Source organism: Staphylococcus sp. HMSC036D05, assembly GCF_001836225.1.
Classification (GTDB): Bacteria; Bacillota; Bacilli; order Staphylococcales; family Staphylococcaceae; genus Staphylococcus; species Staphylococcus caprae.
On record NZ_KV827773.1, the window covers coordinates 498578 to 519822 of the forward strand.

The 21245-nt window shown below is 34.7% G+C and carries 37 protein-coding genes; 36 read left to right on the forward strand and 1 reads right to left on the reverse strand.

What is annotated here, in order from left to right:
* Nucleotides 1-50: 50 nt before the first annotated feature.
* The 30 genes from rpsS (at nucleotide 51) to rpsI (ending at nucleotide 15858) form a co-directional block, all read left to right on the forward strand.
* Nucleotides 51-329, forward strand: a complete 279-nt coding sequence (gene rpsS, locus HMPREF2580_RS02905; RefSeq protein ID WP_001829710.1) for a 30S ribosomal protein S19 — start codon at nucleotides 51-53, stop codon at nucleotides 327-329.
* Between the two features lie 28 nt (nucleotides 330-357).
* Nucleotides 358-711, forward strand: coding sequence for a 50S ribosomal protein L22 (rplV, locus tag HMPREF2580_RS02910; RefSeq protein WP_000387527.1), 354 nt, complete (start codon nucleotides 358-360; stop codon nucleotides 709-711).
* Nucleotides 712-735: 24 nt separating this feature from the next.
* The gene (gene rpsC, locus HMPREF2580_RS02915; protein ID WP_002443735.1) at nucleotides 736-1389 is read left to right on the forward strand and encodes a 30S ribosomal protein S3; all 654 of its coding nucleotides are present in this window, start codon (nucleotides 736-738) and stop codon (nucleotides 1387-1389) included.
* A 2-nt stretch (nucleotides 1390-1391) separates the two neighbouring features.
* The gene (gene rplP, locus HMPREF2580_RS02920; RefSeq protein WP_002432945.1) at nucleotides 1392-1826 is read left to right on the forward strand and encodes a 50S ribosomal protein L16; all 435 of its coding nucleotides are present in this window, start codon (nucleotides 1392-1394) and stop codon (nucleotides 1824-1826) included.
* Nucleotides 1816-2025, forward strand: a complete 210-nt coding sequence (rpmC, locus tag HMPREF2580_RS02925) for a 50S ribosomal protein L29 (protein WP_000644737.1) — start codon at nucleotides 1816-1818, stop codon at nucleotides 2023-2025. The genes rplP and rpmC overlap by 11 nt, the downstream gene beginning before the upstream one ends.
* Before the next feature lie 24 nt (nucleotides 2026-2049).
* On the forward strand, nucleotides 2050-2313 hold the full coding sequence (gene rpsQ / locus HMPREF2580_RS02930; RefSeq protein ID WP_002432741.1) for a 30S ribosomal protein S17: 264 nt from the start codon (nucleotides 2050-2052) through the stop codon (nucleotides 2311-2313).
* A 30-nt stretch (nucleotides 2314-2343) separates the two neighbouring features.
* Nucleotides 2344-2712, forward strand: a complete 369-nt coding sequence (rplN, locus tag HMPREF2580_RS02935; RefSeq protein ID WP_002432661.1) for a 50S ribosomal protein L14 — start codon at nucleotides 2344-2346, stop codon at nucleotides 2710-2712.
* A gap of 40 nt (nucleotides 2713-2752) precedes the next feature.
* Complete coding sequence (rplX, locus tag HMPREF2580_RS02940; RefSeq protein ID WP_002443733.1) at nucleotides 2753-3070, forward strand: 50S ribosomal protein L24; 318 nt, start codon at nucleotides 2753-2755, stop codon at nucleotides 3068-3070.
* A gap of 25 nt (nucleotides 3071-3095) precedes the next feature.
* Nucleotides 3096-3635 (forward strand): 50S ribosomal protein L5, encoded by a 540-nt coding sequence (gene rplE / locus HMPREF2580_RS02945; protein ID WP_037541587.1) that lies wholly within the window; start codon nucleotides 3096-3098, stop codon nucleotides 3633-3635.
* A 23-nt stretch (nucleotides 3636-3658) separates the two neighbouring features.
* The gene (locus HMPREF2580_RS02950) at nucleotides 3659-3844 is read left to right on the forward strand and encodes a type Z 30S ribosomal protein S14 (RefSeq protein WP_001829713.1); all 186 of its coding nucleotides are present in this window, start codon (nucleotides 3659-3661) and stop codon (nucleotides 3842-3844) included.
* 31 nt (nucleotides 3845-3875) lie between these two features.
* Nucleotides 3876-4274 (forward strand): 30S ribosomal protein S8, encoded by a 399-nt coding sequence (gene rpsH, locus HMPREF2580_RS02955; protein ID WP_002432853.1) that lies wholly within the window; start codon nucleotides 3876-3878, stop codon nucleotides 4272-4274.
* Nucleotides 4275-4298: 24 nt separating this feature from the next.
* Nucleotides 4299-4835, forward strand: coding sequence for a 50S ribosomal protein L6 (rplF, locus tag HMPREF2580_RS02960; protein WP_002443729.1), 537 nt, complete (start codon nucleotides 4299-4301; stop codon nucleotides 4833-4835).
* 31 nt (nucleotides 4836-4866) lie between these two features.
* Nucleotides 4867-5229 (forward strand): 50S ribosomal protein L18, encoded by a 363-nt coding sequence (rplR, locus tag HMPREF2580_RS02965; RefSeq protein WP_002443727.1) that lies wholly within the window; start codon nucleotides 4867-4869, stop codon nucleotides 5227-5229.
* 20 nt (nucleotides 5230-5249) lie between these two features.
* Complete coding sequence (rpsE, locus tag HMPREF2580_RS02970) at nucleotides 5250-5750, forward strand: 30S ribosomal protein S5 (protein WP_002443725.1); 501 nt, start codon at nucleotides 5250-5252, stop codon at nucleotides 5748-5750.
* Nucleotides 5751-5766: 16 nt separating this feature from the next.
* The gene (gene rpmD / locus HMPREF2580_RS02975; RefSeq protein ID WP_002432330.1) at nucleotides 5767-5946 is read left to right on the forward strand and encodes a 50S ribosomal protein L30; all 180 of its coding nucleotides are present in this window, start codon (nucleotides 5767-5769) and stop codon (nucleotides 5944-5946) included.
* Between the two features lie 16 nt (nucleotides 5947-5962).
* On the forward strand, nucleotides 5963-6403 hold the full coding sequence (rplO, locus tag HMPREF2580_RS02980) for a 50S ribosomal protein L15 (RefSeq protein WP_001829796.1): 441 nt from the start codon (nucleotides 5963-5965) through the stop codon (nucleotides 6401-6403).
* Entirely contained in the window at nucleotides 6403-7695 is a 1293-nt protein-coding gene (secY, locus tag HMPREF2580_RS02985) for a preprotein translocase subunit SecY (RefSeq protein ID WP_002443722.1), read from the forward strand. Before rplO ends, secY begins: the two co-directional genes overlap by 1 nt.
* A gap of 17 nt (nucleotides 7696-7712) precedes the next feature.
* Nucleotides 7713-8360 carry an adenylate kinase gene (locus HMPREF2580_RS02990; RefSeq protein WP_070830346.1) on the forward strand — a complete coding sequence of 216 codons (648 nt, stop codon included), beginning with the start codon at nucleotides 7713-7715 and terminating at the stop codon, nucleotides 8358-8360.
* Between the two features lie 190 nt (nucleotides 8361-8550).
* The gene (gene infA, locus HMPREF2580_RS02995; RefSeq protein ID WP_001829792.1) at nucleotides 8551-8769 is read left to right on the forward strand and encodes a translation initiation factor IF-1; all 219 of its coding nucleotides are present in this window, start codon (nucleotides 8551-8553) and stop codon (nucleotides 8767-8769) included.
* A 31-nt stretch (nucleotides 8770-8800) separates the two neighbouring features.
* Complete coding sequence (rpmJ, locus tag HMPREF2580_RS03000; protein WP_001829709.1) at nucleotides 8801-8914, forward strand: 50S ribosomal protein L36; 114 nt, start codon at nucleotides 8801-8803, stop codon at nucleotides 8912-8914.
* A 22-nt stretch (nucleotides 8915-8936) separates the two neighbouring features.
* Complete coding sequence (gene rpsM / locus HMPREF2580_RS03005; protein ID WP_002432712.1) at nucleotides 8937-9302, forward strand: 30S ribosomal protein S13; 366 nt, start codon at nucleotides 8937-8939, stop codon at nucleotides 9300-9302.
* A gap of 21 nt (nucleotides 9303-9323) precedes the next feature.
* Entirely contained in the window at nucleotides 9324-9713 is a 390-nt protein-coding gene (rpsK, locus tag HMPREF2580_RS03010; RefSeq protein WP_000101625.1) for a 30S ribosomal protein S11, read from the forward strand.
* 76 nt (nucleotides 9714-9789) lie between these two features.
* On the forward strand, nucleotides 9790-10734 hold the full coding sequence (locus HMPREF2580_RS03015; protein ID WP_002443717.1) for a DNA-directed RNA polymerase subunit alpha: 945 nt from the start codon (nucleotides 9790-9792) through the stop codon (nucleotides 10732-10734).
* Nucleotides 10735-10750: 16 nt separating this feature from the next.
* Complete coding sequence (gene rplQ / locus HMPREF2580_RS03020; protein ID WP_002432926.1) at nucleotides 10751-11119, forward strand: 50S ribosomal protein L17; 369 nt, start codon at nucleotides 10751-10753, stop codon at nucleotides 11117-11119.
* A gap of 360 nt (nucleotides 11120-11479) precedes the next feature.
* Nucleotides 11480-12289, forward strand: a complete 810-nt coding sequence (locus HMPREF2580_RS03025) for an energy-coupling factor transporter ATPase (protein WP_070830347.1) — start codon at nucleotides 11480-11482, stop codon at nucleotides 12287-12289.
* Nucleotides 12286-13146, forward strand: a complete 861-nt coding sequence (locus tag HMPREF2580_RS03030; RefSeq protein WP_070830348.1) for an energy-coupling factor transporter ATPase — start codon at nucleotides 12286-12288, stop codon at nucleotides 13144-13146. Before HMPREF2580_RS03025 ends, HMPREF2580_RS03030 begins: the two co-directional genes overlap by 4 nt.
* On the forward strand, nucleotides 13136-13942 hold the full coding sequence (locus tag HMPREF2580_RS03035) for an energy-coupling factor transporter transmembrane component T family protein (protein WP_070830349.1): 807 nt from the start codon (nucleotides 13136-13138) through the stop codon (nucleotides 13940-13942). The genes HMPREF2580_RS03030 and HMPREF2580_RS03035 overlap by 11 nt, the downstream gene beginning before the upstream one ends.
* A gap of 3 nt (nucleotides 13943-13945) precedes the next feature.
* Nucleotides 13946-14749 carry a tRNA pseudouridine(38-40) synthase TruA gene (gene truA, locus HMPREF2580_RS03040; RefSeq protein ID WP_070830350.1) on the forward strand — a complete coding sequence of 268 codons (804 nt, stop codon included), beginning with the start codon at nucleotides 13946-13948 and terminating at the stop codon, nucleotides 14747-14749.
* Between the two features lie 259 nt (nucleotides 14750-15008).
* On the forward strand, nucleotides 15009-15446 hold the full coding sequence (rplM, locus tag HMPREF2580_RS03045) for a 50S ribosomal protein L13 (protein WP_002443708.1): 438 nt from the start codon (nucleotides 15009-15011) through the stop codon (nucleotides 15444-15446).
* A 19-nt stretch (nucleotides 15447-15465) separates the two neighbouring features.
* Nucleotides 15466-15858, forward strand: coding sequence for a 30S ribosomal protein S9 (gene rpsI, locus HMPREF2580_RS03050; RefSeq protein WP_002443706.1), 393 nt, complete (start codon nucleotides 15466-15468; stop codon nucleotides 15856-15858).
* A 103-nt stretch (nucleotides 15859-15961) separates the two neighbouring features.
* Here rpsI and HMPREF2580_RS03055 read toward each other — a convergent pair whose 3' ends face one another.
* Nucleotides 15962-16696 carry an NAD-dependent protein deacylase gene (locus HMPREF2580_RS03055; protein ID WP_070830351.1) on the reverse strand — a complete coding sequence of 245 codons (735 nt, stop codon included), beginning with the start codon at nucleotides 16694-16696 and terminating at the stop codon, nucleotides 15962-15964.
* Between the two features lie 252 nt (nucleotides 16697-16948).
* Here HMPREF2580_RS03055 and HMPREF2580_RS03060 point away from each other — a divergent pair, with 252 nt between their 5' ends.
* The 6 genes from HMPREF2580_RS03060 (at nucleotide 16949) to HMPREF2580_RS03085 (ending at nucleotide 21243) form a co-directional block, all read left to right on the forward strand.
* Nucleotides 16949-17704 carry a DeoR/GlpR family DNA-binding transcription regulator gene (locus HMPREF2580_RS03060; protein WP_070830352.1) on the forward strand — a complete coding sequence of 252 codons (756 nt, stop codon included), beginning with the start codon at nucleotides 16949-16951 and terminating at the stop codon, nucleotides 17702-17704.
* Between the two features lie 313 nt (nucleotides 17705-18017).
* Complete coding sequence (gene lacA / locus HMPREF2580_RS03065) at nucleotides 18018-18446, forward strand: galactose-6-phosphate isomerase subunit LacA (RefSeq protein ID WP_002443699.1); 429 nt, start codon at nucleotides 18018-18020, stop codon at nucleotides 18444-18446.
* 14 nt (nucleotides 18447-18460) lie between these two features.
* Entirely contained in the window at nucleotides 18461-18976 is a 516-nt protein-coding gene (gene lacB, locus HMPREF2580_RS03070) for a galactose-6-phosphate isomerase subunit LacB (protein ID WP_037541583.1), read from the forward strand.
* An 11-nt stretch (nucleotides 18977-18987) separates the two neighbouring features.
* Nucleotides 18988-19920, forward strand: coding sequence for a tagatose-6-phosphate kinase (gene lacC, locus HMPREF2580_RS03075; RefSeq protein ID WP_070830353.1), 933 nt, complete (start codon nucleotides 18988-18990; stop codon nucleotides 19918-19920).
* 3 nt (nucleotides 19921-19923) lie between these two features.
* Nucleotides 19924-20904: a tagatose-bisphosphate aldolase gene (lacD, locus tag HMPREF2580_RS03080; protein WP_002443692.1), complete on the forward strand. Its 981-nt coding sequence runs from the start codon at nucleotides 19924-19926 to the stop codon at nucleotides 20902-20904.
* Between the two features lie 24 nt (nucleotides 20905-20928).
* Nucleotides 20929-21243, forward strand: coding sequence for a PTS lactose/cellobiose transporter subunit IIA (locus tag HMPREF2580_RS03085; RefSeq protein WP_002443690.1), 315 nt, complete (start codon nucleotides 20929-20931; stop codon nucleotides 21241-21243).
* Nucleotides 21244-21245 lie beyond the last annotated feature (2 nt).

The following is a 21245-nucleotide window of genomic DNA, read 5'->3' on the forward strand; positions in this document are numbered from 1 at the left end:
GGTGTGCGGCTTAACTGCTGCACGCACACAATAAGAAGGGAGGCGCCCAAATGGCTCGTAGTATTAAAAAAGGACCTTTCGTCGATGATCACTTAATGAAAAAAGTAGAAGCACAAGACGGAAGTGAAAAAAAACAAGTAATTAAAACATGGTCTCGTCGTTCTACAATTTTCCCTAATTTCATCGGTCATACTTTCGCAGTATACGATGGACGTAAACATGTACCTGTATATGTAACAGAAGATATGGTAGGTCACAAACTAGGTGAATTTGCTCCAACTCGTACATTCAAAGGACATGCTGCAGACGACAAGAAAACTAGAAGATAATTTTTAATAAGTAGAGGAGGAAATCCTAATGGAAGCAAAAGCGGTTGCTAGAACAATAAGAATCGCACCTCGTAAAGTTAGATTAGTTCTTGACTTAATCAGAGGTAAAAATGCTGCTGAAGCTATTGCTATTTTAAAATTAACTAACAAAGCTTCATCACCAGTAATTGAAAAAGTATTAATGTCCGCTTTAGCAAATGCAGAGCATAACTATGACATGAACACAGATGAATTAGTTGTCAAAGAAGCATATGCAAATGAAGGACCAACTTTAAAACGTTTCCGCCCACGTGCACAAGGTCGTGCAAGTGCAATTAACAAACGTACAAGCCACATTACAATCGTCGTAAGTGACGGTAAAGAAGAAGCTAAAGAAGCTTAATAAACTTTCTAAGGAGGGAATACTGTGGGTCAAAAAATTAATCCAATCGGACTTCGTGTCGGAATCATCCGTGACTGGGAAGCTAAATGGTATGCTGAAAAAGACTTCGCTTCACTATTACACGAAGATTTAAAAATCCGTAAATTTATTGATAATGAATTAAAAGAAGCATCAGTTTCTCACGTAGATATCGAACGTGCTGCTAACCGCATCAACATCGCAATTCATACTGGTAAACCAGGTATGGTTATTGGTAAAGGCGGTTCAGAAATTGAAAAACTTCGTAACAAATTAAACGCTTTAACTGATAAGAAAGTACACATTAACGTAATTGAAATCAAAAAAGTTGATATCGATGCTCGTTTAGTAGCTGAAAATATCGCACGTCAATTAGAAAACCGTGCTTCATTCCGTCGTGTACAAAAACAAGCTATTACAAGAGCTATGAAACTTGGTGCTAAAGGTATTAAAACTCAAGTATCAGGTCGTTTAGGCGGAGCTGACATCGCTCGTGCTGAACAATATTCAGAAGGAACTGTCCCACTTCATACATTACGTGCTGACATTGATTACGCACACGCTGAAGCTGATACTACTTATGGTAAATTAGGCGTTAAAGTATGGATTTATCGTGGAGAAGTTCTTCCTACTAAGAACACTAGTGAAGGAGGAAAATAATAATGTTACTACCAAAACGTGTAAAATATCGTCGTCAACATCGTCCAAAAACAACTGGTCGTTCTAAAGGCGGTAACTATGTAACATTTGGTGAGTATGGTTTACAAGCTACTACAACGTCTTGGATCACTTCTCGTCAAATCGAATCTGCTCGTATTGCAATGACACGTTACATGAAACGTGGTGGGAAAGTTTGGATTAAAATCTTCCCTCATACACCGTATACTAAAAAACCTTTAGAAGTACGTATGGGTGCTGGTAAAGGTGCGGTTGAAGGCTGGATTGCAGTCGTTAAACCTGGTAGAATCTTATTCGAAGTAGCTGGTGTATCTGAAGAAGTTGCACGTGAAGCATTACGTTTAGCAAGTCACAAACTTCCAGTAAAAACTAAGTTTGTAAAACGTGAAGAATTGGGTGGTGAAACAAATGAAAGCTAAGGAAATTAGAGACTTAACCACTTCAGAAATCGAAGAACAAATCAAATCTTCAAAAGAAGAGCTTTTTAACCTACGCTTTCAGTTAGCTACAGGTCAATTAGAAGAAACTGCACGTATTCGCACAGTAAGAAAAACGATTGCACGTCTAAAAACTGTTGCTCGTGAAAGAGAAATTGAACAAAGTAAGGCTAATCAATAATAATCGAAAGAGGAGGTTACAAAAGTGAGCGAAAGAAACGATCGTAAAGTGTATGTAGGTAGAGTTGTTTCAGACAAAATGGACAAAACGATTACAGTTCTTGTAGAAACTTACAAAACTCACAAATTATACGGTAAACGAGTAAAATACTCTAAAAAATACAAAACTCATGATGAAAACAATTCAGCTAAATTAGGAGACATTGTTAAAATTCAAGAAACTCGTCCTTTATCAGCAACAAAACGTTTTCGTTTAGTAGAAATTGTTGAAGAGTCAGTAATTATTTAATCAAGATTAGAGATAAGGGAGGTTTAACGAATGATCCAACAAGAAACACGTTTAAAAGTAGCAGACAACTCTGGTGCTCGTGAAGTTCTTACAATTAAAGTATTAGGTGGATCTGGTCGCAAAACAGCGAATATCGGTGATATTATCGTATGTACTGTTAAAAATGCAACACCAGGTGGCGTTGTTAAAAAAGGCGACGTTGTCAAAGCTGTTGTAGTTCGTACTAAATCAGGTGTTCGTCGTAACGACGGTTCATATATCAAATTTGATGAAAATGCATGTGTTATCATCCGTGATGACAAAGGCCCACGTGGTACTCGTATCTTTGGTCCTGTTGCTCGTGAACTACGTGAAGGTAACTTCATGAAAATCGTATCATTAGCACCAGAAGTACTTTAATACAAATTTAACCAATCATACTATTTAAGGAGGTGCCCACATGCATATCAAAAAAGGTGACAACGTAAAAGTTATCGCAGGTAAAGACAAAGGTAAAGAAGGTAAAGTAGTTGCTACTGAACCTAAAAAAGACCGTGTCGTTGTGGAAGGTGTTAACGTAATTAAGAAACACCAAAAACCAACTCAATTAAATCCTGAAGGTGGAATCTTAGAAACAGAGGCAGCAATCCATGTTTCTAACGTACAATTATTAGACCCTAAAACTAACGAACCTACACGTGTAGGATACAAAACAGTTGATGGTAAAAAAGTTCGCGTTGCTAAAAAATCAGGCGAAGAAATCAAATCTAATAATTAATAACTAGTTGAAAGGAGGATCCACTTTGAACCGTTTAAAAGAAAAGTACAATTCTGAAGTTACTGAGAACTTAGTTAAAAAATTCAATTACAGTTCAGTAATGGAAGTACCTAAAATTGAAAAAATCGTTGTGAACATGGGTGTAGGTGACGCAGTTCAAAACTCTAAAGTATTAGATAATGCTGTTGAAGAGTTAGAATTAATCACTGGTCAAAAACCATTAGTAACAAAAGCAAAAAAATCAGTTGCAACATTCCGTTTACGTGAAGGTATGCCAATCGGTGCAAAAGTTACACTTCGCGGTGAAAGAATGTATGAATTCTTAGATAAACTTATTGCAGTATCATTACCTCGTGTACGTGACTTCCAAGGTGTTTCAAAAACAGCATTCGATGGACGTGGTAACTACACATTAGGTATTAAAGAACAATTAATTTTCCCTGAAATTGACTATGATAAAGTAACTAAAGTTAGAGGAATGGATATTGTTATCGTAACTACTGCTAACACTGACGAGGAAGCTCGTGAATTGTTATCAAACTTCGGTATGCCATTTCGTAAATAATCTCTAAAAAGGAGGCTAATTAAGTGGCTAAAACTTCAATGGTTGCTAAGCAACAAAAAAAACAAAAATTCGCTGTTCGTGAATACACTCGTTGTGAACGCTGTGGTCGTCCACATTCTGTATATCGTAAATTTAAATTATGCCGTATTTGTTTCCGTGAATTAGCTTATAAAGGCCAAATTCCTGGCGTACGTAAAGCTAGCTGGTAATAATTAAGAGTCTGAAAGGAGGCAACAATCAATGACAATGACAGATCCAATCGCAGATATGCTTACTCGTGTTAGAAATGCAAACATGGTTCGTCACGAGAAGTTAGAATTACCTGCATCTAATATTAAAAAAGAAATTGCTGAAATCTTAAAAAACGAAGGTTTCATTAAAAACGTTGAATACGTAGAAGATGATAAACAAGGTGTTATTCGTTTATTCTTAAAATATGGTCAAAACAATGAACGTGTTATCACAGGATTAAAACGTATCTCAAAACCTGGTTTACGTGTTTATGCTAAAGCAAATGAAGTACCTAAAGTATTAAACGGTTTAGGTATCGCATTAGTTTCAACTTCTGAAGGTGTTATCACTGATAAAGAAGCAAGAAAACGTAACGTTGGCGGAGAAATTATCGCATACGTTTGGTAATAATTAATAAGGAGGTGCCATAACATGAGTCGTGTTGGTAAGAAAATTATTGACATCCCTAGTGACGTAACAGTAACTTTTGATGGTAATCATGTAACTGTTAAAGGTCCTAAAGGTGAATTAGCAAGAACTTTAAATGAAAGAATGACATTCAAACAAGAAGAAAACACAGTTGAAGTTGTAAGACCATCTGATTCTAAAGAAGACAGAACAGACCATGGTACAACTCGTGCTTTATTAAATAATATGGTACTAGGTGTTTCTCAAGGTTTCGAAAAAACACTTGAACTTGTTGGTGTTGGTTACCGTGCTCAAATGCAAGGTAATGACTTAGTACTAAATGTTGGTTATTCTCACCCAGTAGAAATTAAAGCTGAAGACGGTATTACTTTTGCTGTTGAGAAAAACACAACTGTTAAAGTATCTGGTGTTTCTAAAGAACAAGTTGGTGCTATCGCATCTAACATCCGTTCAGTAAGACCTCCAGAACCTTATAAAGGTAAAGGTATTCGTTACCAAGGTGAATATGTTCGCCGTAAAGAAGGTAAAACTGGTAAATAATAGATAACACTCTAAAGAAAGGAGTATTGAAATGATCAGTAAAATTGATAAAAACAAAGTACGTTTGAAAAGACATGCTCGTGTTCGTACTAAATTATCAGGTACAGCTGAAAAGCCACGTTTAAATGTGTATCGTTCAAACAAACACATCTATGCTCAAATTATTGATGACGTTAAAGGCGAAACTTTAGCTCAAGCTTCATCTCAAGATAAAGATATCGCTAGTGAATCTACATCAAAAGTTGATTTATCAACTAAAGTAGGTCAAGCAATTGCTAAAAAAGCAAGCGATAAAGGTATTAAAGAAATCGTGTTCGACCGTGGAGGTTATTTATATCACGGACGTGTAAAAGCTTTAGCAGAAGCAGCTAGAGAAAGCGGATTAGAATTTTAATTTAAAGGAGGGACACATTCATGGCTCGTAGAGAAGAAGAAACTAAAGAATTTGAAGAACGCGTTGTTACGATTAACCGTGTTGCTAAAGTAGTAAAAGGTGGTCGTCGTTTCCGTTTCACTGCATTAGTAGTTGTAGGTGATAAAAAAGGTCGTGTAGGTTTCGGTACTGGTAAAGCACAAGAGGTACCTGAAGCAATCAAAAAAGCTGTAGAAGCAGCGAAAAAAGATTTAGTAGTTGTTCCACGTGTTGAAGGTACAACTCCTCACACTATCACTGGTCGCTACGGTTCAGGTAGCGTATTCATGAAACCAGCTGCACCTGGTACTGGGGTAATCGCTGGTGGACCAGTTCGTGCCGTATTAGAGTTAGCAGGAATTACTGATATCTTAAGTAAATCATTAGGATCTAACACTCCTATTAACATGGTTCGTGCAACTATCAATGGTTTACAAAACTTAAAAAATGCAGAAGATGTTGCTAAATTACGTGGCAAATCTGTAGAAGAATTATACAATTAAGGAGGGAAAATAAGTTATGGCTAAATTACAAATTACCCTCACTCGTAGTGTTATTGGTCGTCCTGAAACACAACGTAAAACTGTTGAAGCATTAGGTCTTAAAAAAACTAATAGTTCAGTAGTTGTTGAAGATAACCCTGCTATTCGTGGGCAAATCAACAAAGTTAAACATTTATTAACAATTGAAGAAAAATAATTAAGGAGGTGCCGAAATGAAATTACATGAGTTAAAAGCAGCAGAAGGATCACGCCGTGTACGTAATCGTGTAGGTCGTGGTGCTGCAACTGGTAACGGTAAAACTAGTGGCCGTGGTCAAAAAGGTCAAAAAGCACGTTCAGGTGGTAAAGTAAGACCAGGATTTGAAGGTGGACAATTACCTTTATTCCGTCGTTTACCAAAACGTGGTTTCACTAACATTAACCGTAAAGAATATGCTATTGTTAACTTAGACCAACTTAATAAATTTGAAGATGGTACTGAAGTAACTCCAGCTTTACTAGTAGAATCTGGTGTTGTTAAGAATGAAAAATCTGGTATCAAAGTACTAGGTAATGGTTCACTTGATAAAAAATTAACAGTGAAAGCTCATAAATTCTCAGCTTCAGCAGCAGAAGCTATTGATGCTAAAGGTGGAGCACACGAGGTGATCTAATGTTTCAAACGCTTGTGCGTTTCTTTACAACTAAGGAAGTGCGTAACAAGATTTTCTTCACTCTAGCAATGTTAGTTATTTTTAAAATAGGAACGTATATTCCTGCTCCAGGAGTTAATCCTGAAGCATTTAACCATCCACAAGGTTCTCAAGGTGCCACTGAGTTATTAAATACTTTTGGTGGCGGTGCCTTGAAACGTTTCTCAATATTTGCGATGGGTATTATGCCCTATATCACCGCATCCATTGTTATGCAATTATTGCAAATGGATATAGTGCCTAAGTTTACAGAATGGGCTAAACAAGGTGAAATGGGTAGAAGAAAAATTAATAATGTAACACGTTATTTCGCTATTATTTTAGCTTTTATCCAATCAATAGGTATGGCTTTTCAGTTCAATAATTATCTCAAAGGACAACTGATTATTGATAAATCAGTTATGAGTTATTTATTGATTGCAGTTGTTTTAACAGCAGGAACAGCTTTCTTAATTTGGCTTGGTGACCAAATCACTCAGTTTGGTGTTGGTAATGGTATTTCTCTTATCATCTTTGCTGGGATTTTATCAACTTTACCATCAAGTATTGAACAATTTGGCCAATCTCTATTTGTTGGTCAAGATGATACTTCATTAGCATGGTTAAAAATTGTAGGTTTAGTTGTAGCATTAATTTTATTAACAGTTGGTGCTATTTTTGTACTTGAAGCTAAACGTAAGATCCCTATTCAATATGCGAAGAAACAATCTGCTCAACGATTAGGTTCACAAGCAACTTATCTACCTTTAAAAGTTAACTCAGCAGGTGTTATTCCAGTAATCTTTGCGATGGCATTTTTCTTATTACCAAGAACGTTAACATTATTCTTCCCTAAAGCTGAATGGGCACAGAATATTGCTGATACTGCCAATCCTTCAAGTAATATTGGAATGATTGTATATATCGTATTAATTATTGCATTTGCGTATTTCTATGCATTTGTACAAGTTAATCCGGAAAAAATGGCTGATAACCTTAAAAAACAAGGTAGTTATGTCCCAGGCATCAGACCTGGTGAACAAACAAAAAAATATATTACTAAAGTTCTTTACAGATTGACATTTGTTGGTTCTATATTCTTAGCAGCTATAGCAATTTTGCCGATTATAGCAACTAAATTTATGGGCTTACCACAATCAATTCAAATTGGTGGTACAAGTTTATTAATCGTTATCGGTGTAGCTATAGAAACTATGAAGACATTAGAAGCTCAAGTAAGTCAAAAAGAATACAAAGGCTTTGGTGGTAGATAATTTGTAGGAGGGCATTTATGAATATCATTTTAATGGGTTTACCTGGCGCAGGTAAAGGTACTCAAGCGAGTGAAATTGTTAAGAAATTCCCAATACCACATATTTCTACTGGTGACATGTTCAGAAAAGCGATTAAAGATGAAACTGATTTAGGTAAAGAAGCTAAATCATACATGGATCGTGGAGAATTAGTTCCTGATGAAGTTACTGTAGGTATCGTTAAAGAACGTATTTCTGAAAACGATGCGAAAAAAGGATTCTTATTAGATGGATTCCCAAGAACAATCGAACAAGCTGAGGCATTAAATAACATTATGTCTGAGCTTGATAGAGAAATTGATGCTGTCATCAATATTGAAGTTCCTGAGGAAGAGTTAATGAATCGTCTTACAGGTCGTCGTATCTGTGAGAAATGTGGTACAACTTATCATCTTGTATTTAATCCTCCAAAGGTTGAAGGTATTTGTGATATCGATGGTGGAAAGTTATATCAACGTGAAGATGACAATCCAGAAACAGTATCAAATCGTTTGAGCGTTAATGTTAAACAATCAAAACCTATTTTAGAGTATTACGATGAAAAAGGTATTTTGAAAAACATTGATGGTTCAAAAGAGATTGATGAAGTAACGAACGATGTCATTGATATTTTAGATCATTTATAGATAGATCAACGATTTACGATCTATTTGCTAAGTGAATATTTGAGTGAAATTTAATAGAGTGAGTGACAAATAATGATTTGTAATTCCCGTATTTTTGTTAAACTTATAATAACTAGTCACGAATAGATTCGTATTGTTAAGTTGTCTATTGACGATTACCTTACTATTGCAAAAAGGGGGAAGTTAATCAATGGCTAAACAAGATGTAATTGAATTAGAAGGTACTGTATTAGATACTTTACCAAATGCAATGTTTAAAGTAGAATTAGAAAATGGTCATGAGATTTTAGCGCATGTTAGTGGTAAAATCAGAATGAATTACATTCGTATTCTACCTGGCGACAAAGTAACTGTTGAGATGTCTCCGTATGATTTATCACGCGGTAGAATTACTTATCGTTATAAATAATCGTCACTCCATAATATAGGGAGGTATAAAAATGAAAGTAAGACCATCAGTAAAACCAATTTGCGAAAAATGCAAAGTCATTAAACGTAAAGGTAAAGTAATGGTAATTTGTGATAATCCTAAGCACAAACAAAGACAAGGTTAATAAAAGAGAGGTGTAAATTAATATGGCACGTATTGCAGGAGTGGATATTCCACGTGAAAAGCGCATTGTTATCTCATTAACATACGTTTATGGTATCGGTACTTCAACTGCTAACAAAATCGTTGAAGAAGCAAACGTATCAGCAGATACTCGCGTTAAAGATTTAACTGATGACGAATTAGGTCGTATCCGTGAAGTTGTAGATAGCTACAAAGTAGAAGGTGACTTACGTCGTGAACAAAACTTAAACATTAAACGTTTAATGGAAATTTCATCATACCGTGGTATTCGTCACCGTCGTGGCTTACCAGTTCGTGGTCAAAAAACTAAAAACAACGCACGTACTCGTAAAGGCCCGGTTAAAACAGTAGCTAATAAGAAAAAATAATAGGTAAAGGAGGCAAAAATAATGGCACGTAAACAAGTATCTCGTAAACGTAGAGTGAAAAAGAATATTGAAAACGGTGTAGCACATATCCGTTCAACATTCAATAATACTATCGTAACTATCACTGATGAATTCGGTAATGCATTATCTTGGTCATCAGCTGGTGCATTAGGATTCAAAGGATCTAAAAAATCAACACCATTCGCAGCACAAATGGCTTCAGAAACAGCTTCTAAATCAGCTATGGAACATGGTTTAAAAACTGTAGAAGTAACAGTTAAAGGACCTGGACCAGGCCGTGAATCAGCTATCCGTGCATTACAATCTGCAGGATTAGAAGTAACTGCAATTAGAGACGTTACTCCAGTACCTCACAACGGTTGTCGTCCACCAAAACGTCGTCGCGTCTAATTTAGGATTGTATTGTTACAGGTCACTGAGCAAACAGTTTAAATCTAGTCGACGTATTTAAGGAGGATATTTGTAAATGATAGAAATTGAAAAACCTAGAATTGAGACAATTGAAATTAGTGAAGATGCTAAATTCGGTAAGTTCGTTGTTGAACCACTTGAACGTGGCTACGGTACTACACTAGGAAACTCCTTACGTCGTATCCTACTATCTTCGTTACCAGGTGCAGCCGTTAAGTACATCGAAATCGAAGGAGTTCTACACGAATTTTCAGCAGTAGACAATGTTGTAGAAGATGTTTCAACAATTATTATGAACATTAAAAAATTAGCATTAAAAATTTACTCTGAAGAAGATAAAACTCTTGAAATTGATGTTAAAGATGAAGGCGAAGTAACTGCAAGTGACATTACTCACGACAGCGATGTTGAGATTTTAAACCCAGAACTTAAAATCGCAACTGTGTCTAAAGGTGGACATCTTAAAGTGCGTCTTGTTGCTAATAAGGGTAGAGGTTACGCATTAGCTGAACAAAATAATACTAGTGATTTACCAATTGGTGTAATTCCTGTTGATTCACTATACTCACCTGTAGAACGTGTTAACTACACAGTAGAAAACACACGTGTAGGTCAAAGTAGTGATTACGATAAATTAACTTTAGATGTTTGGACTAACGGTTCAATCACTCCACAAGAATCAGTTTCATTAGCAGCTAAAATAATGACTGAACACTTGAACATCTTTGTAGGTCTAACTGATGAAGCTCAAAATGCTGAAATCATGATCGAAAAAGAAGAAGATCAAAAAGAAAAAGTACTTGAAATGTCTATCGAAGAATTAGACTTATCTGTACGTTCTTACAACTGCTTAAAACGCGCAGGAATCAATTCTGTACAAGAGTTAGCTGATAAATCTGAAGCTGACATGATGAAAGTGCGTAATTTAGGTCGTAAATCTCTAGAAGAAGTTAAATACAAATTAGAAGATTTAGGATTAGGATTAAGAAAAGAAGATTGATAAAGGAGGTTAACTCATGGGTTACAGAAAATTAGGTCGTACTTCTGATCAACGTAAAGCAATGTTACGTGACTTAGCGACTTCTCTTATCGTAAGTGAACGTATTGAAACTACAGAAGCTCGTGCTAAAGAAGTACGCAGCGTAGTAGAGAAATTAATCACTTTAGGTAAAAAAGGAGATTTAGCTTCTCGTCGTAATGCAGCTAAAACTTTACGTAACGTTGAAATCTTAAATGAAGATGAATCAACACAAACTGCTCTTCAAAAATTATTCGGTGAAATCGCTGAACGTTATAATGAACGTCAAGGTGGTTACACTCGTATCCTTAAAGTAGGCCCTCGTCGTGGTGACGGTGCTGAATCAGTAATTATCGAATTAGTTTAATTTAGGGATTGAGACATTAAATTATGTCTCAGTCACTTTACCTTAATAAATACACTTACTACTTATATATAAAGCAAATGAGTGCAACGATAATGTTTGCCACATACAAATATTGTCTAGCTCAGAGTGCCCCATCTAACTAAATATTTCTTATAAGCGTGAACTCAACAATACGATGGGGTGCGCGCTTTTTTATTTAAGCTATAGTCAGAGATTGCTATAGCTTTTTTGTTTTCTTGTCTAACATAGTTAAAATATAAGATTATCTGTGTGAAAAGAACGTATGTGATATACAGATAAATTGAATTATTGTAAAATATTTAAAGTAACGACAATATTTAACAGAAGGAGTTGTTTAGTGTGAATGAGCCAATGAATATCATTGAATTTAAAAATGTATCTTTTCAATATCAAAGTGATTCTGAGTTTGCACTAAATAACGTATCTTTTTCTGTTCCTATTGGAAAATGGACGTCGATTGTAGGTCATAATGGTTCTGGGAAGTCTACTATAGCTAAATTAATGGTAGGCATAGAAGAAGCTAACGAAGGTCAAATATTATTTAAAAATGAAAAAATAGACAATTCAAATATACATAAAATTAGAAAACAAATAGGTATTGTGTTTCAAAATCCAGATAATCAATTTGTCGGCTCAATTGTAAAATTTGATGTCGCTTTCGGTCTTGAAAATCATGCAGTTCCTCATGATGAGATGCATATTAAAGTAGATAAAGCTTTATCAGAAGTAGATATGCTTAATAAAGCTGATTACGAGCCACATTCACTTTCTGGAGGTCAGAAACAACGTGTTGCGATAGCTGGTGTATTAGCACTAAATCCATCTGTTATTATTTTAGATGAAGCAACAACTATGTTAGATCCTGATGCGAAAGTATCACTCTTAAAGCTCGTACGAGAAGTAAAAGAAGATAATGAAGTAACAATTATTTCTATAACTCATGATTTAGACGAAGCGATGGAAGCTGATCATGTTATTGTTATGAATAAAGGAACTGTTTTTAAACAGGATTCACCTGAAGAAATATTTAAATATACTGATGAACTAACTTCTATTGGATTAGATTTACCTTTCTCTATGAAAATGAATCAACTACTAGGATTTGATTCATCATTTGTGACATACGAAGGGTTGGTCAAACGATTATGAGTATTCAGTTAAATCATGTTAGCTATACTTATCAAAAAGGGACGCCATATGAATATAATGCTATAGAAGATATATCTTTGATTTTGGAAAAAGGAAAGTATTACGCAATTATAGGACAAACAGGTAGTGGAAAATCTACCTTGATACAGCATCTTAATGCGCTATTAAAACCAACAAAAGGGTCAATTGAATTCGAGGATATTGAAATATCGCATAAAACTAAGGATAAATATTTACGACCCATCCGTAAAAAAGTAGGCATTGTATTTCAATTCCCAGAATCTCAACTATTCGAAGATAGTGTAGAAAAAGAAATAGAATTTGGACCGAAAAACTTTAATATGGACTTAGAAAAAGCTAAAGAAAAGGCTTATCAATTATTACTTGATTTAGGATTTTCAAGAGATATCATGTCACTTTCTCCTTTTCAAATGTCAGGTGGACAAATGAGGAAAATTGCAATTGTATCTATTTTGGCTATGGATCCAGAAGTAATTATATTGGATGAACCAACAGCTGGCTTGGACCCTCAAAGTAAAGAACAGATTATGACTCTTATTAAGCGAATTCAAGTGGAAGAAAATAAGACGATTATTCTAGTCTCACATGATATGAATGATGTTTCGCGATATGCTGATGAAGTTGTTGTATTAAGTAATGGTAAGGTAGCTGAACAATCAGAACCTAGAGAACTATTTAAAAATACTGATAAGTTAGCTGAGTGGCATATTAAGCTACCAAACATTATTAGATTACAAATAGATTTTGAGCACAAGTATCAAATATCCTTACCTAAACTAGCTTTAAATGAAGAGGAGTTTATTGAGATGTATAAGGAGTGGCAAAATGAAAAATAAATTAATCATTGGACGCTATCTCCCAAATCATTCGACTGTACATCATCTTGATCCTAGAGCAAAGCTCATATTTGTCTTTGTGTTTATAATATTTATTTTCTTTTGTCATTCGTTTGGCACATACGCTTGGATATTTTTACTTATCATTATATCTATGAAATTGGCTAAAATCCCATTCGGATTTCTAATGAAAGGGCTCACGCCTATTTTTTTCTTCTTAATATTTACTTTTTTAATGCATATCTTATTTACTAATGGAGGAAAGACACTTTTACATTGGGGCTTCTTTACAATAGAGTCTAATGGGGTGATAGAAGGAATTTACATTTCATTACGTCTTATCTTTATAGTGATGATTGCGACAATTATGACGCTTTCGACAAGTCCTATAGATTTAACTGATGCCTTTGAAAAGTTATTAGCACCATTGAAATGGGTTAAGATTCCCGTTCACCAATTGAGTATGATGATGTCTATCGCGTTAAGGTTTATACCTACTTTAATGGATGAATTGGAAAAAATTATTTTAGCTCAAAAATCAAGAGGGTCTGAAATAAGTTCAGGAAGTATTGTGACACGCATTAAAGCTTTTATCCCTCTTATGGTTCCATTGTTTATTTCTGCCTTTCAAAGAGCGGAAGAATTAGCAATAGCTATGGAAGTAAGAGGCTATGATATGAATGTTAAACGAACTAGTTACAGATTACTACAATGGCGATTAAAAGACACGATAACGTTAATTCTATTAATACCAATTGGACTTATCTTATTTATTATTAAATACTCAGGAGTGTAAACATTGCGAATTTTAGTAGAAATTGCATATCAGGGTAATCAATTCCTTGGCTTTCAAATTCAACAGCAGGGGAGAACAGTACAACAACAATTTGAAAAGATTCTTAAACGTATGCACAAGCGCCATGTACGAATACATCCTACAAGTCGTACGGACAGAGGCGTGCATGCGTATCAACAATTCTTTCATTTTGACACTGAGTTAAATATTGATAATCAACAATGGCAATATGCGATGAATCGTTTCTTACCTAATGATATTTACGTTAAAAGCGTTCAAACAGTAGATGAAAACTTTCATTGTAGATATGACTGTGTAGGTAAAAGATATCGTTATAAAGTCTATCAAGGCGCACATCGTGATCCGTTTAAAAGTGGTCTCGAAACATTTATAGATAATGATTTAGATTTAGCTAAAATGAATGAAGCGGCTCATCATTTTATTGGAACCCATGATTTTACAGGTTTTTGTTCTCAGAAAACTGAAGTGGAAAGCAAAGTGAGAACCCTATATCAAAGTGAAGTGGCTCAAACTGAAGCAGGTTTTGATTATGTGGTTACTGGTTCAGGATTTCTCTATAACATGGTTCGTGTTCTTGTGGCATTTTTAATAGAGGTGGGAAAAGGGAAGCGACAACCTGACGAGGTTCCACAACTACTTGAAGAAAAAAATAGAAACAATGTACCTTTCACTGCATCCTCAGAAGGACTCTATTTAGAAAAGGTTTACCTATCACCAGAATCACTTAAGGAAGAGTTTGGAAATGATATTAAAATACATCTTAAAAAATCGTTGGAAAATGATTGAATGTCATTGACAAAAGCATTGTGAAATTATAAGATTATTAACGGTATTGTTTTATATCACCCCACGATAAGCCCCGGAAACTTATTGTGTTACTAGATATATAAGCAAAGCAGAACAACAGTTAACAAAATAAATGAAAACTTACGCTTTTAAATCGTAACAATAATTAAAATTGTGCGTTGAATGATCATAGGTTCGAATGTGATCAATTGACAAAACAATTAAGAATGAAGCATTTATTTTTAGGAGGACAATTATTATGCGTCAAACATTTATGGCAAATGAATCAAACATTGAGCGCAAATGGTATGTTATTGATGCTGAAGGCCAAACATTAGGTCGTTTATCATCTGAAGTAGCTGCTATCTTACGCGGTAAAAATAAAGTAACTTATACACCACACGTTGACACTGGTGATTACGTAATCATCATCAATGCATCTAAAATCGAATTCACTGGTAATAAAGAACAAGATAAAATGTACTATCGCCACTCAAATCATCCAGGTGGTTTAAAATCAATCACAGCTGGTGAATTAAGAAGAACTAACCCAGAACGTTTATTAGAAACTTCTATTAAAGGTATGTTACCAAGTTCACGTTTAGGTGAAAAACAAGGTAAAAAATTATTTGTATATGGTGGCGCTGAACATCCACACGCTGCACAACAACCAGAAAACTACGAGTTACGTGGTTAATTAGAAGGAGGAAATTACATTGGCACAAGTTGAATATAAAGGTACAGGCCGTCGTAAAAACTCAGTAGCACGTGTACGTTTAGTACCAGGTGAAGGTAACATTACAGTTAACAACCGTGACGTACGTGACTACTTACCATTTGAATCATTAATCTTAGACTTAAACCAACCATTCGATGTTACTGAAACTAAAGGTAACTATGACGTTTTAGTAAACGTTCACGGTGGTGGTTTCACAGGACAAGCTCAAGCTATCCGTCACGGAATTGCTCGTGCATTATTAGAAGCTGACCCTGAATACAGAGGTTCTTTAAAACGCGCTGGATTACTTACTCGTGACCCACGTATGAAAGAACGTAAAAAACCAGGTCTTAAAAAAGCTCGTCGTTCTCCTCAATTCTCAAAACGTTAATTTTGGCGAACACACATCAACACTTCCCATTATTTGGGAAGTGTTTTTTTTATGTTATTACAATGATGATGAGACTAACTATAAAGTTCCCAACCTCAAAATATTATCTATTTTTCATGACGTTTTCGACAACTTCTGTCATATCATCATGTATGACTAAGTCAGCACTTTGATCATACGGTGTGCGATCTCTATTGATAATTACTAAATTGTCACCTTTAAATTCTGAAACAAAGCCTGCTGCTGGTTGTACTACAAGCGATGAACCAAGGACAACTAGCGTGTCAGCATTTTGTATTTTTTCTAAAGCTTTGAATACTGTGTTTTGATTCAACATTTCACCGTATAATACAATATCAGGTCGTATAATCTGACCACACTTTTCACAATATCGAATGTGGTTGTCCATCACTTGAGATTTTGAGTATTCATTGTAGCAATTGATACAGTAAAAACGATTTAAAGTGCCATGTAATTCATCAACATGTTGACTACCTGCATCTGTATGTAAGCCATCAATATTTTGAGTAATAACACCTAAAGATTGACCTTCATGTTCTAATTCTGCAATCCATTGGTGTACAATATTTGGTTTTTTATCAGCAATTAATAATCTTTTATGATAAAAATCAATAAAACTTTCTTTGTCATCATTTAAATGATCTACACTTAGTAAATATTCTGGAGATTGTCCATCTTTTGAAATCTCATCAAATAGACCGCCCATTGAGCGGAAATCAGGAATACCACTTGCTACAGAAACGCCTGCACCAGTGAAAAATACAATTTTTTCGGATTCTTCTATCATTTTCCTTAATCGTTGAATTGCCGTATCCATAGAATCACCTCAGTTTTTAAATTTCTTTTTAACTAATCGAAAACTGTTCGTTTTCACCACAAATAATTTATAAGTGAATATCAAGTTTCCATGTTATGATTTTTGTAGCAACATATTTACATAATTGATTACTTTATCATTTTAAAGTATTTAAAGTGTGTTATAAAATTATATTAAGACATTAGAAAAGTAAATTAAAGTTAAAACAAATTAAGTATGTAAATGACGTTATCGTAGGAAGTGGATATAGATATGAACAAATATGATAGGCTAGACGAAATTACAAAACTTGTTAATAAAAGAGGGACTGTTAGAACAAATGAAATTGTAGAAGATTTAAATGTATCAGATATGACAGTTCGTCGTGATTTAGCAGAGTTGGAAGAGAAAGGTGTGCTTACTAAGATTCATGGTGGCGCACGTAGTAATTCTGCATTTCAATATAAAGAGATGTCCCATCAGGAAAAACATACGCACTATATTGAGGAAAAGAGATATATAGCTAAAAAAGCTGTTGAGTTGATTGAGGATGGAGATACTATATTTTTAGGTCCTGGTACGACTGTTCAAAAGTTAGCTGAAGAAATTAATCATCATACGCTCACAGTTATCACAAATTGTTTGCCAGTTTTTAAAATTCTAATGAAAAAACAGAGTCTACATTTTAGAGTGTATTTGTTGGGTGGAGAAATGAGAGATTTAACTGAAGCATTTGTGGGAGAGATGACGAATCAATTATTAAATAACTTGCGATTTAGTAAGATGTTTTTTAGTAGTAATGGAGTTAAAGATGGCGTTGCGATGACTTCATCAATGGATGAAGCTTATACCCAACATCTAGCATTAGATCATTCAATTGAGAAATATTTACTTATTGATTCTTCGAAAATAGGGAAAGATGATTTCTCTTCTTTCTGTGAATTGAAAGAATTAAATGCAGTATTAATGGATAAAAATGATTTGGAAAAGACAGAACAAGTTGAAAAATATGTTGAAGTCATAGACTAACACTTAAAACTTAATAAAATATAGTTTAAGAGAAAGTGCTCTTATACCTCGTCAACTTCTATGGAGCGGAAAGTGAAATCATTCTACAAGAATGAGATTTCACTCTCCGCTCCTTTTCTGTTGATTTAAAGGAGTAGTTTAAACAATAAGTTCACTAAATGTTTGAAATCAAACATCAAACAAACAAAATACAAACAGTATTTGTTGATTTATTGTTGTGTAGTGTTTATAATTTAAACATAGTTAATTGAAAGCGCTTTTCTCTCATTCATCTATTTAGTGCTTTCAAAATCATTTTAAAAGGAGACTTAAAATGACAATTATTATCGGTTCAGATGTAGACGGTAAACGTCTAAAAGATTTAATTAAAGTTTATTTAAAAGAGAACGATTTCGAAGTTCTAGATGTAACAGAAGGTAAAGAGTTAGATTTTGTAGATTCGACAGTATCTGTTGCACGTGAAGTTCAAAAATCCGATGACAATTTGGGAATTGCCATCGATGCCTATGGTGCAGGTAGTTTTATTGTTGCTACAAAAATTAAAGGAATGATTGCAGCTGAAGTTTCAGATGAGCGTTCAGCATACATGACTAGAGGACATAATAATTCCAAAATGATTACTTTAGGTTCTGAAATTGTTGGAGATACTTTAGCTAAAAATGTAGTTAAGGGATTTGTTAACGGACATTATGACGGCGGACGTCATCAAATTCGTGTAGATATGCTGAATAAAATGTGCTAATAGGAGGAGAACAAATGAAAATTGCTATAGGTTGTGACCATATTGTCACTGATACAAAGATGGAAGTATCACAGTTTTTAAAATCAAAAGGACATGAAGTTATTGATGTTGGGACTTATGACTTCACACGTACACATTATCCAATTTTTGGTAAGAAAGTTGGAGAAGAAGTTGTAAGCGGTAATGCTGACTTAGGTGTATGTATTTGTGGTACAGGTGTTGGTATTAATAATGCGGTTAACAAAGTTGCTGGCGTTCGTTCCGCACTTGTACGTGATATGACTTCAGCTTTATATGCGAAAGAAGAGTTAAATGCAAATGTTATTGGTTTCGGTGGGAAAATCATCGGCGAACTTCTAATGTGCGATATTATTGATGCATTTATCAATGCTGAGTATAAACCTACAGAAGAAAATAAAAAATTAATCGCAAAAATAAATCATCTTGAAACTCATAATGCTAAACAAGAAGATCCACATTTCTTTGATGAATTTTTAGAAAAGTGGGATAAAGGCGAATATCACGATTAAGGAAGATCAACATGATTTTAACTTTAACTTTAAATCCTTCGGTAGATATATCTTATCCATTAGATGAATTACACATTAACACAGTGAATAGAGTTCAAGACGTTAGCAAGACGGCTGGCGGAAAGGGACTCAATGTAACTAGGGTGCTATCACAACTCAATGAATATGTTGTTGCGACAGGCTTTTTAGGTGGTAAAATAGGTGAATTTATTGCAGAAAAGTTAAATCACAATCAAGTGGAACATTCATTTTTCAAAATTAAAGGTGAAACACGAAATTGTATTGCTATTTTGCATAATGGCAACCAAACAGAGATTTTGGAACAAGGACCAACCATTGCGACGGATGAATCAAAAGGATTTTTGAAACATTTGAATGATTTAATACCGAAAGCTGAAGCGGTAGTTATTTCTGGTAGCCTTCCAAAAGGTCTAGATTCAAATTACTATTCAAAAATTATTGATATATGTCACGAAAATGCTAAACCAGTCGTATTGGATTGTGCTGGCGAAACACTTAAATTAGCGCTACAAAACACTCACAAACCGACAGTCATTAAGCCAAATATTGAAGAATTATCACAGTTGATTTCATTGGAACTTAATGAATCTACTGAAGAACTGAAAAATGCTTTAAATCATCAGTTATTTTCAAAAATTGAATGGATTATTGTTTCTTTGGGCGCAAATGGCGCTTTCGCTAAACATAACCAACGATTTTACAAAGTAAACATACCTTCGATTAAAGTACTTAATCCTGTGGGTTCCGGAGATTCAACAGTAGCAGGTATAGCTTCAGCAATTGTTCATCATGAAAGTGATGAGCATCTCCTTAAGAAGGCAAACACCTTAGGGATGTTAAATGCGCTAGAGGCACAAACTGGTTATGTAAACATGTCTAATTATACTCAGCTCTTTGACCAAATTGAAATTATAGAGGTGTAAAAAATGGTAAAAACAACTCAAAAAACGGCATCAATTGAACATCTAAGTAATGATAAAGGTGTCATCTCAGCATTAGCTTTTGACCAACGCGGTGCATTAAAACGTATGATGGCAAAACATCAAACAGATGAACCTACAATTGAGCAAATTGAACGATTAAAAGTTTTGGTATCAGAAGAATTAACACAATACGCGTCATCAATTCTCCTAGACCCTGAATACGGACTACCTGCATCTGAAGCCCGCAATAAAGATTGTGGATTACTACTTGCTTATGAAAAAACAGGATACGACGTTAACGCTAAAGGTCGTTTACCTGACTGTTTAGTTGAATGGTCAGCTAAAAGACTTAAAGAACAAGGTGCTAATGCAGTTAAGTTCTTACTTTACTACGATGTAGATGATGCAGAAGAAATTAATATTCAGAAGAAGGCTTACATTGAAAGAATTGGCTCTGAATGTGTAGCTGAAGACATTCCATTCTTCTTAGAGGTACTCACTTACGACGATAATATTCCAGATAATAGTAGTGTTGAATTTGCAAAAGTGAAACCAAGAAAAGTAAACGAAGCAATGAAATTATTCTCAGAAGCGCGCTTTAATGTTGATGTCTTAAAAGTAGAAGTTCCAGTCAACATGAAATATGTTGAAGGGTTCGCTGAAGGAGAAGTTGTTTATTCAAAAGAAGAAGCAGCTCAACATTTTAAAGATCAAGACGCTTCAACAAACTTACCATATATTTACTTAAGTGCTGGCGTTTCAGCTGAACTTTTCCAAGAGACTCTAAAATTTGCGCATGAAGCGGGAGCTAAATTTAATGGTGTGCTTTGTGGTAGAGCGACATGGGCTGGAGCTGTTCAAGTTTATATCGAACAAGGTGAAGAAGCGGCTCGAGAATGGTTACGTTCAACAGGATTTAAAAATATTGATGAGTTAAACAAAGTTTTGGAAACAACTGCAACGTCATGGAAAGAGAGAGTTTAATTCTCGAAAGGGGACGAATACATCATGAATAGAGAAGAAGTACAATTATTAGGATTCGAGATTGTTGCATTCGCTGGGGATGCGCGGTCTAAATTCTTAGAAGCACTAACAGCTGCACAAGAGGGAGATTATGATAAGGCAGAATCACTAATTGAAGAAGGAAATCAATGCATCGCTGAAGCACATCGGGCTCAAACAAGCCTACTTCAAAAGGAAGCACAAGGTGATGATATTGCCTATAGCGTAACAATGATGCATGGCCAAGATCACTTAATGACAACAATTCTATTAAAAGATTTAATGAAGCACTTAATCGAATTATATAAAAGAAAGAGTTGACC

Coding starts and splice junctions, on each gene's coding strand:
- rplO (WP_001829796.1), top strand. CDS start 5,963: ATGAAATTACATGAGTTAAAAGCAGCAGAAGGATCACGCCGTGTACGT.
- rplP (WP_002432945.1), top strand. CDS start 1,392: ATGTTACTACCAAAACGTGTAAAATATCGTCGTCAACATCGTCCAAAA.
- rplX (WP_002443733.1), top strand. CDS start 2,753: ATGCATATCAAAAAAGGTGACAACGTAAAAGTTATCGCAGGTAAAGAC.
- rplM (WP_002443708.1), top strand. CDS start 15,009: ATGCGTCAAACATTTATGGCAAATGAATCAAACATTGAGCGCAAATGG.
- HMPREF2580_RS03035 (WP_070830349.1), top strand. CDS start 13,136: ATGAAAAATAAATTAATCATTGGACGCTATCTCCCAAATCATTCGACT.
- HMPREF2580_RS03060 (WP_070830352.1), top strand. CDS start 16,949: ATGAACAAATATGATAGGCTAGACGAAATTACAAAACTTGTTAATAAA.
- lacC (WP_070830353.1), top strand. CDS start 18,988: ATGATTTTAACTTTAACTTTAAATCCTTCGGTAGATATATCTTATCCA.
- infA (WP_001829792.1), top strand. CDS start 8,551: ATGGCTAAACAAGATGTAATTGAATTAGAAGGTACTGTATTAGATACT.
- HMPREF2580_RS03055 (WP_070830351.1), bottom strand. CDS start 16,696: ATGGATACGGCAATTCAACGATTAAGGAAAATGATAGAAGAATCCGAA.
- rpmD (WP_002432330.1), top strand. CDS start 5,767: ATGGCTAAATTACAAATTACCCTCACTCGTAGTGTTATTGGTCGTCCT.
- rpmC (WP_000644737.1), top strand. CDS start 1,816: ATGAAAGCTAAGGAAATTAGAGACTTAACCACTTCAGAAATCGAAGAA.
- HMPREF2580_RS03015 (WP_002443717.1), top strand. CDS start 9,790: ATGATAGAAATTGAAAAACCTAGAATTGAGACAATTGAAATTAGTGAA.
- rpsK (WP_000101625.1), top strand. CDS start 9,324: ATGGCACGTAAACAAGTATCTCGTAAACGTAGAGTGAAAAAGAATATT.
- lacB (WP_037541583.1), top strand. CDS start 18,461: ATGAAAATTGCTATAGGTTGTGACCATATTGTCACTGATACAAAGATG.
- rpmJ (WP_001829709.1), top strand. CDS start 8,801: ATGAAAGTAAGACCATCAGTAAAACCAATTTGCGAAAAATGCAAAGTC.
- rplF (WP_002443729.1), top strand. CDS start 4,299: ATGAGTCGTGTTGGTAAGAAAATTATTGACATCCCTAGTGACGTAACA.
- rpsS (WP_001829710.1), top strand. CDS start 51: ATGGCTCGTAGTATTAAAAAAGGACCTTTCGTCGATGATCACTTAATG.
- secY (WP_002443722.1), top strand. CDS start 6,403: ATGTTTCAAACGCTTGTGCGTTTCTTTACAACTAAGGAAGTGCGTAAC.
- rpsH (WP_002432853.1), top strand. CDS start 3,876: ATGACAATGACAGATCCAATCGCAGATATGCTTACTCGTGTTAGAAAT.
- HMPREF2580_RS03030 (WP_070830348.1), top strand. CDS start 12,286: ATGAGTATTCAGTTAAATCATGTTAGCTATACTTATCAAAAAGGGACG.
- HMPREF2580_RS02990 (WP_070830346.1), top strand. CDS start 7,713: ATGAATATCATTTTAATGGGTTTACCTGGCGCAGGTAAAGGTACTCAA.
- HMPREF2580_RS03085 (WP_002443690.1), top strand. CDS start 20,929: ATGAATAGAGAAGAAGTACAATTATTAGGATTCGAGATTGTTGCATTC.
- rplQ (WP_002432926.1), top strand. CDS start 10,751: ATGGGTTACAGAAAATTAGGTCGTACTTCTGATCAACGTAAAGCAATG.
- rpsM (WP_002432712.1), top strand. CDS start 8,937: ATGGCACGTATTGCAGGAGTGGATATTCCACGTGAAAAGCGCATTGTT.
- lacD (WP_002443692.1), top strand. CDS start 19,924: ATGGTAAAAACAACTCAAAAAACGGCATCAATTGAACATCTAAGTAAT.
- rpsE (WP_002443725.1), top strand. CDS start 5,250: ATGGCTCGTAGAGAAGAAGAAACTAAAGAATTTGAAGAACGCGTTGTT.
- rplR (WP_002443727.1), top strand. CDS start 4,867: ATGATCAGTAAAATTGATAAAAACAAAGTACGTTTGAAAAGACATGCT.
- rplV (WP_000387527.1), top strand. CDS start 358: ATGGAAGCAAAAGCGGTTGCTAGAACAATAAGAATCGCACCTCGTAAA.
- lacA (WP_002443699.1), top strand. CDS start 18,018: ATGACAATTATTATCGGTTCAGATGTAGACGGTAAACGTCTAAAAGAT.
- rplN (WP_002432661.1), top strand. CDS start 2,344: ATGATCCAACAAGAAACACGTTTAAAAGTAGCAGACAACTCTGGTGCT.